Consider the following 5,576-nt stretch of genomic DNA (forward strand, 5'->3'; position numbering starts at 1 on the left):
TAAAAGACAAACCGATTTCTCAATTTCGAGAAGCCGGTTTGCCTTTTTTAAACGGTCGATTATTTACTGCTTACTGTTGTCCAAGACACCATCTTGGAATACTAACCTAATACTTGCATTGCTTGAGCCTTGGAGGCCACTAAAGTATTTGGCGACTAGTAAATGGCTTCCAGAGATACGCTGCTCTAGGTAGCTATCAGGCTTACCATAAGTTGCAATTGTATCTTTATAAGTGGTTGCTTGAGCCGTTAAAGTATCGTAATCAGCCGCAGTAATACTTTTTGCGCGTGATTTGGCTTGGTAATTAGTTAAATCCTTACTATAAACGTGATTTTTAACTAAATTAAACTTTACTTTTGCCTTACTGGTACTACCAGTGACATTTGTCCAAGTGACTTCCTTGGTCTTAACTCCTTGAACAGTAGCCGATTTAGTTTTATTCGGTTGGCCGAATTGCTGCGTAAGTGTTTGGTAGCTAGTGCCATTCACAGCGTTCTTAGTTAAGTCACCAAGCTTAATCTTACCAATTGCCGTGTAGGTTAGCGGCGTTGTCTGTGCCGACTGCTTATTAGTTGTGGAGGTGTTGGTAGTAGTCTGCTCAAAACGAACCTTACTATTGTGCAGTTGCTCAGCAAGTGCATTCTTTTTCCAGATAGCACCAAGACCAATAATAACTAAAATAATAATGACAATGATAATTGCTAGTAAACGTCGGAACCATCTGTGTTTGTAAAATGGGCGGTGTGGCCGATGATGTGTAATGTGGTTCGTATGTTTCGTATGATCTGCCATGTTACTTAACTCCTTTAATCATTTATGTATTTGAGGTGAAGACTGAGTAATTACGCTAGAACGAGAACCCAAAACCGACTTTTGTCCCACTCCCTTAACACTATCTATTTTAAACAAGAATTGCGAGCAGCGAAAGGCTTTTATGCACTTTTCACAAAAATATTGGTAGATTTTCCTTTTTACTATTTTAAGTTGAAGGTTACTAACAAATTTTATCCATTTTAGAATTGACATTCTTAAAGAAAATAGTTATGATTGTAGCTGGTATTGTTTGCCCCACAATAAGCCCCGGAAACTTATTAGGTGTTCAAACAGACACAGAAAAATGGAGGAAATACACGTGCGATCAACTTATTTAGCAAAACCCAGCGAAGTAGAACATAACTGGTACGTTGTCGATGCTACGGATATTCCGTTAGGTCGACTTTCAGCAGCTGTGGCTTCTATCCTTCGCGGTAAAAACAAACCCACATTCACAACTAACGTTGATACAGGTGACAATGTCATCATTGTAAACGCAGAAAAAATTCGCTTGACTGGTCGAAAAGCAGACCGAAAGATTTATTATCATCATACCCTTCATCCAGGTGGTTTGAAGCAGGTTACTGCTGGTCATTTACGCGAAACAAACCCAACTCGTTTATTGGAAATCTCAATTAAAGGGATGTTACCAAAGAACACATTGGGTCGTAAGCAATTCTTGAAATTGCACGTTTACGCAGGTCCTGAGCATAAAAATGCTGCACAACAACCAAAAGCTTTGGATATTTCAAAGTTAATTTAAGGGAGGAAAATTAATTGGCAGAAACAGTTCAATATATTGGTACTGGTCGGCGTAAAGATTCTGTAGCGCGTGTACGCTTAGTCCCTGGTACTGGCAAAATTACAATCAACGGTAAAGACCAAACAGATTATATTCCATTTGCAAATGTACGCCAAGATATGATTCAACCATTTGGCATAACTGAAACAAATGATAGCTATGATGTTTACGTTAACGTAAATGGCGGCGGTTTTTCTGGTCAAGCTGGTGCAATTCGGCATGGTATTGCCCGTGCACTTCTTAATGTTGACCCTGACTTTCGTGGTCCTTTAAAACGTGCAGGTCTCTTAACTCGTGACCCACGTATGAAAGAACGTAAGAAACCAGGTTTGAAGAAAGCTCGTAAGGCTAGTCAGTTCTCAAAGCGTTAATCCGGCACGTTATAACAAGCCTGATTACGGTTTTAACTTTTACCCCAATTGGCAAAATTCGCTCAGAAAATTTAACTTTGGGGTAAGGTTTGGGGTAAATATTATCTCAATGAGAATGTTGAACGTCAGATTAGATAATCTGGCGTTTTTTTGTACTTTCTTTTTTTAATCGATTTACGAACATTTCGTGCACCTTAGTGGAAATGACATCCGGCGTATTGACGTAAATTTTTGTCGTTGCTACGTCGGAATGAGTGAGTGCTTCGGAGATATCTTCGAGGGAAGCACCACCTTCACGGGCAAGTGTACCAAAAGTGTGACGCAACTTGTGTGGGTGTAATTTAGCCAATTCTGGATGACGATGATGGATCGACTTGATTCGATAATTCAAATAGTCGGAATGTAAGGGGACATTCATGTGACCACGAAAATCGGTATACGTGAATACAAATTGGTCAGGTGTTTGCTCAATTCCAATTTGCGCTAACTCTTCGGCTTGCTGTGCCTTCCATTCTGCAATCTCACTAACTAGTTCTTCTGGAATAGTTAGCTGAGTGAACTTATGGCCCTTAGTGTCTTTGAGCTTCTTAGATTTAGAAAGACTTTGAATGATGAACAGGGAATTAGTTTTCAAGTCAATATGACGCCACTGTAAGCCATAGGTTTCACTCTTACGGTCACCAACGTGTAAAGTTAGCAAGAAGAGTAAATGCTGCATCAACGTGATTTTACCGGCTTGATAGTCTTCCTCTAGCGCTTCGAGCCAGTCGAGCAACTTTTGCGCCGTGAGTGCTTCTCCTTTCGCTTGACGCTGCTTTTTTAATTGGTCATGGTAAGGAGATGCAACCATGTTTAGAACCTTACCAACGCGATTATATTCGATATAATCCATTGCTTCGGCGAGATCAAACACTTGGCGTGTGTAACTCTTGATATTGCGAATATTGCTAAAAGTGGCAGATTTCATCGTCAATTCATTGATGACAATTTCCTTATGATTGTTCAGATAATTCAATGAGTAATTACCAAACATCGGTAGAATATGAAGTCTAAAAATTGATTTTTGATAATCGATTGTCTCAGTTGTAGGGACAACGCGTGTCCGTCCAGTCGCACCCTTAACATAAATATCCATGAAGACGTTGTGGTAAAAATCGCTAAATAACATTTCTCCTTTAGTTTCCAATGAACGCGGGCTATCATCCTTTCGTACCTGTTCAATTTGCATCAACACATTAGCTTCTTGAATCTTAGCTGTCTTGAGACTTGGCAGTGTTTTCTTGTAGCGGCGTTTGTTGTCGAAAAATGGTCTAAGCTTTTTCGGGTATTGCACTTCTACAAGATAACTTCCAGATTTTGTTTTACTAATAGTCATAACTACATTCCTCCAAAAAAATTAATTGAAATTTTTCAGAGCGAACGTAAGGCTTCAAAGTTATTTTAACTCATATGCTTCATTTCGTCAGCTCTAGTTATTAACCAATCATCAACAGATGAGCGATCAAAGCGAATGCAACCACCAATTGTGATCGATGGTAGGCCCTGAGCAATCCAGCTATCTAAAGTATTGTTGGCAATTTGCAAGTAATTACAAAGATCCTTTTTCTTAAGATAGCGGGTACCAATGGCGGCATCAGTCCTTACTCGCTTGACTTCACCCATGATCATTTGATAGATTTCGGCACGTAGTTTATCTTGTTGTTGATCACTGATTGTGATCGTGAATTCTGAAGTAGCGATAGTGTATCATCTCCAATCAGGTATGAATGACTAATGGGGGAGAATTAAAAAAGTCGGGTGTTGATTTCACTTCCTTTCAAAAAATAGTGCAACAGTTTAATGGTGCTGTCAGACCTTGCTACCCAGTTCCGTCACTAACGGACATAGGAATTGCACCTCTCCTGCTTACGTGGGAGCCTCGCGGAAGTATCATTATCTACTTAATTTGTACGATTGTTAGTTAAAAATCGTAGTTGAAGTGTGGGTGGCGCTCGCAGTTCTGGTCATGGCGTCCACAGATCAACAGTTCAAGTAAAGTAAGAAAGTTAGGGTAGCAATATTCAGTTGTCAAAGGGCTCACAGGTAATATTTCCTGTTCACTATATACATACAAATAAAGGATGAGAAATGAAACCAAAAAAGCAAATTAATCAAAAAAGATTAATCTGCTTCTCGTCTAACTACAAATAACGTTCCAAATTAAACTTGTAGGTTGTTCGAATAAATTGTTCAGTTAATATCTGATAACGATCCTCATCAAAAACTGAATGCCCCCGACAAGTGATGCTAATAATTAATGGCTGAAATTCTTTTATCAGCTGAGCCATAGCAAGTGGGTCGCCATGCTGGGCTGCGTAAATCGTTTCGGTATAATTCATTGCAATTCGCTCTCCTAGAGTTAGATTTGGGTCGTCTAATTCTTAGAAGTGTTGGGGGAGACCGAATTTTTATGGTTAAACTAGTCGAAGAATGTTGAGCCGATTTTGCTCAACACCTTGCGATGCTGTTTGGAAATCGCTTGACTGCTGACATGAAGAATCTGACCAATTGCCTTATCTGAAAGTTGTTCAACGTATTTGTAATAAAGTAATTTCTTTTGAGCATCGGTTAATCTGGCTATTGCAATGATCAACCGTTCGTTAATGAGGTATTCCTCAAGGTGAATAGCTTGTTCCGCTGTTATTAATTTAATAGTTGGTGGGCCTTCATTGATCGGGTACTCCACTGTTTCCTCGTTTAATGGTACTTTAGGAACCTGATGTTGTTCCTGAGTGTAGATTGAGCGAGTTTTGTTCACGAGTGACAGCTTGGCATAATGTGAAAATGCTTGTTTGACATCTTGATCAGACATAACAAATCCTCCTTTTACCAAACAAATACATATAATTTTTTCAAAGTGAAACCGATTTAAAGAATATTGCATTAAATTTTGATTTTTTTAGACGACAGTAGAAGGTATCTGTACTAATTATTATTTAATACGTTAGTGTTATTTAAAATGTTGTAGTGTTTAACATTGTGTAGTTTCAATTAGTTGGTGCAAAACGCCTGAAAGGTCCCTCTAGTTTTACAGCACTACCGATCGGTACGGCGGTCAATTATTTGGTGAAATCGCGATTATTTTTAATTGTAAAGACAATCGTATCAGATGAGACTATCAGTGCCGAAGTAACTGAAAAGTGATGAGCTTCACTAGTTAGACCGGTGACATGCTAAGACGACAAAAAGCAAAAGTCCCCATCTACTAGTCTAGCAGTCACAATTAACAAATATCAAGTAATGGTGTCAACATTTTTGGTTAAAGGGTCCCTTGAAGAAGACACTAAACCATTTCCAACATACCGTGAACTAAATGCGTTGCTGATAAAAATATGCCAGTCAGGCCATTGTGTTCGTCGTGATGGAAAGATGATGCTCAGTTACTAAGTGTAGATAACAATCCAGTATCGTAAATTATTAAATTGCATGGTGAATCAAGTAACCTATTATTCATTAGTGCAACCAGTGATAAAAGGTCAACGTTACGCCGTTGGCGTACGCCATGTTCAGGTAGATCATTCAAGGAGAAACCAATTCTCCCCTGATTTAGC

At 39.0% G+C, this 5,576-nt stretch carries 7 protein-coding genes; 2 read left to right on the forward strand and 5 right to left on the reverse strand.

Translation table 11 applies throughout. The annotated features are described in order from the left end of the window. Positions 1 to 63 precede the first annotated feature (63 nt). Positions 64 to 792, reverse strand: coding sequence for a DUF3862 domain-containing protein (locus tag EKM98_RS11725; protein WP_125982732.1), 729 nt, complete (start codon positions 790 to 792; stop codon positions 64 to 66). A gap of 340 nt (positions 793 to 1,132) precedes the next feature. On the opposite strand from EKM98_RS11725, the gene rplM reads away from it, so the two are divergent. Together rplM and rpsI are read left to right on the forward strand one after the other, a co-directional pair. Then, positions 1,133 to 1,576, forward strand: a complete 444-nt coding sequence (gene rplM, locus EKM98_RS11730) for a 50S ribosomal protein L13 (protein ID WP_100070897.1) — start codon at positions 1,133 to 1,135, stop codon at positions 1,574 to 1,576. Between the two features lie 14 nt (positions 1,577 to 1,590). Beyond that, positions 1,591 to 1,986: a 30S ribosomal protein S9 gene (rpsI, locus tag EKM98_RS11735; RefSeq protein WP_068222939.1), complete on the forward strand. Its 396-nt coding sequence runs from the start codon at positions 1,591 to 1,593 to the stop codon at positions 1,984 to 1,986. Positions 1,987 to 2,116: 130 nt separating this feature from the next. Here the strand turns inward: rpsI and EKM98_RS11740 are convergent, their stop codons facing one another. The 4 genes from EKM98_RS11740 to EKM98_RS11755 form a co-directional block, all read right to left on the reverse strand. Next, a complete protein-coding gene (locus EKM98_RS11740; protein ID WP_100070898.1) occupies positions 2,117 to 3,361 on the reverse strand; it encodes a site-specific integrase in 1,245 nt (414 codons plus the stop codon). Between the two features lie 65 nt (positions 3,362 to 3,426). Continuing rightward, on the reverse strand, positions 3,427 to 3,654 hold the full coding sequence (locus tag EKM98_RS11745; RefSeq protein WP_100070899.1) for a helix-turn-helix domain-containing protein: 228 nt from the start codon (positions 3,652 to 3,654) through the stop codon (positions 3,427 to 3,429). Between the two features lie 512 nt (positions 3,655 to 4,166). Next, positions 4,167 to 4,364 carry a helix-turn-helix domain-containing protein gene (locus EKM98_RS11750; protein ID WP_100070900.1) on the reverse strand — a complete coding sequence of 66 codons (198 nt, stop codon included), beginning with the start codon at positions 4,362 to 4,364 and terminating at the stop codon, positions 4,167 to 4,169. 80 nt (positions 4,365 to 4,444) lie between these two features. Beyond that, entirely contained in the window at positions 4,445 to 4,837 is a 393-nt protein-coding gene (locus EKM98_RS11755) for a sigma factor-like helix-turn-helix DNA-binding protein (protein WP_100070901.1), read from the reverse strand. Positions 4,838 to 5,576: the final 739 nt, after the last annotated feature.

This window comes from Loigolactobacillus iwatensis, from assembly GCF_003950295.1.
Classification (GTDB): domain Bacteria; phylum Bacillota; class Bacilli; order Lactobacillales; family Lactobacillaceae; genus Loigolactobacillus; species Loigolactobacillus iwatensis.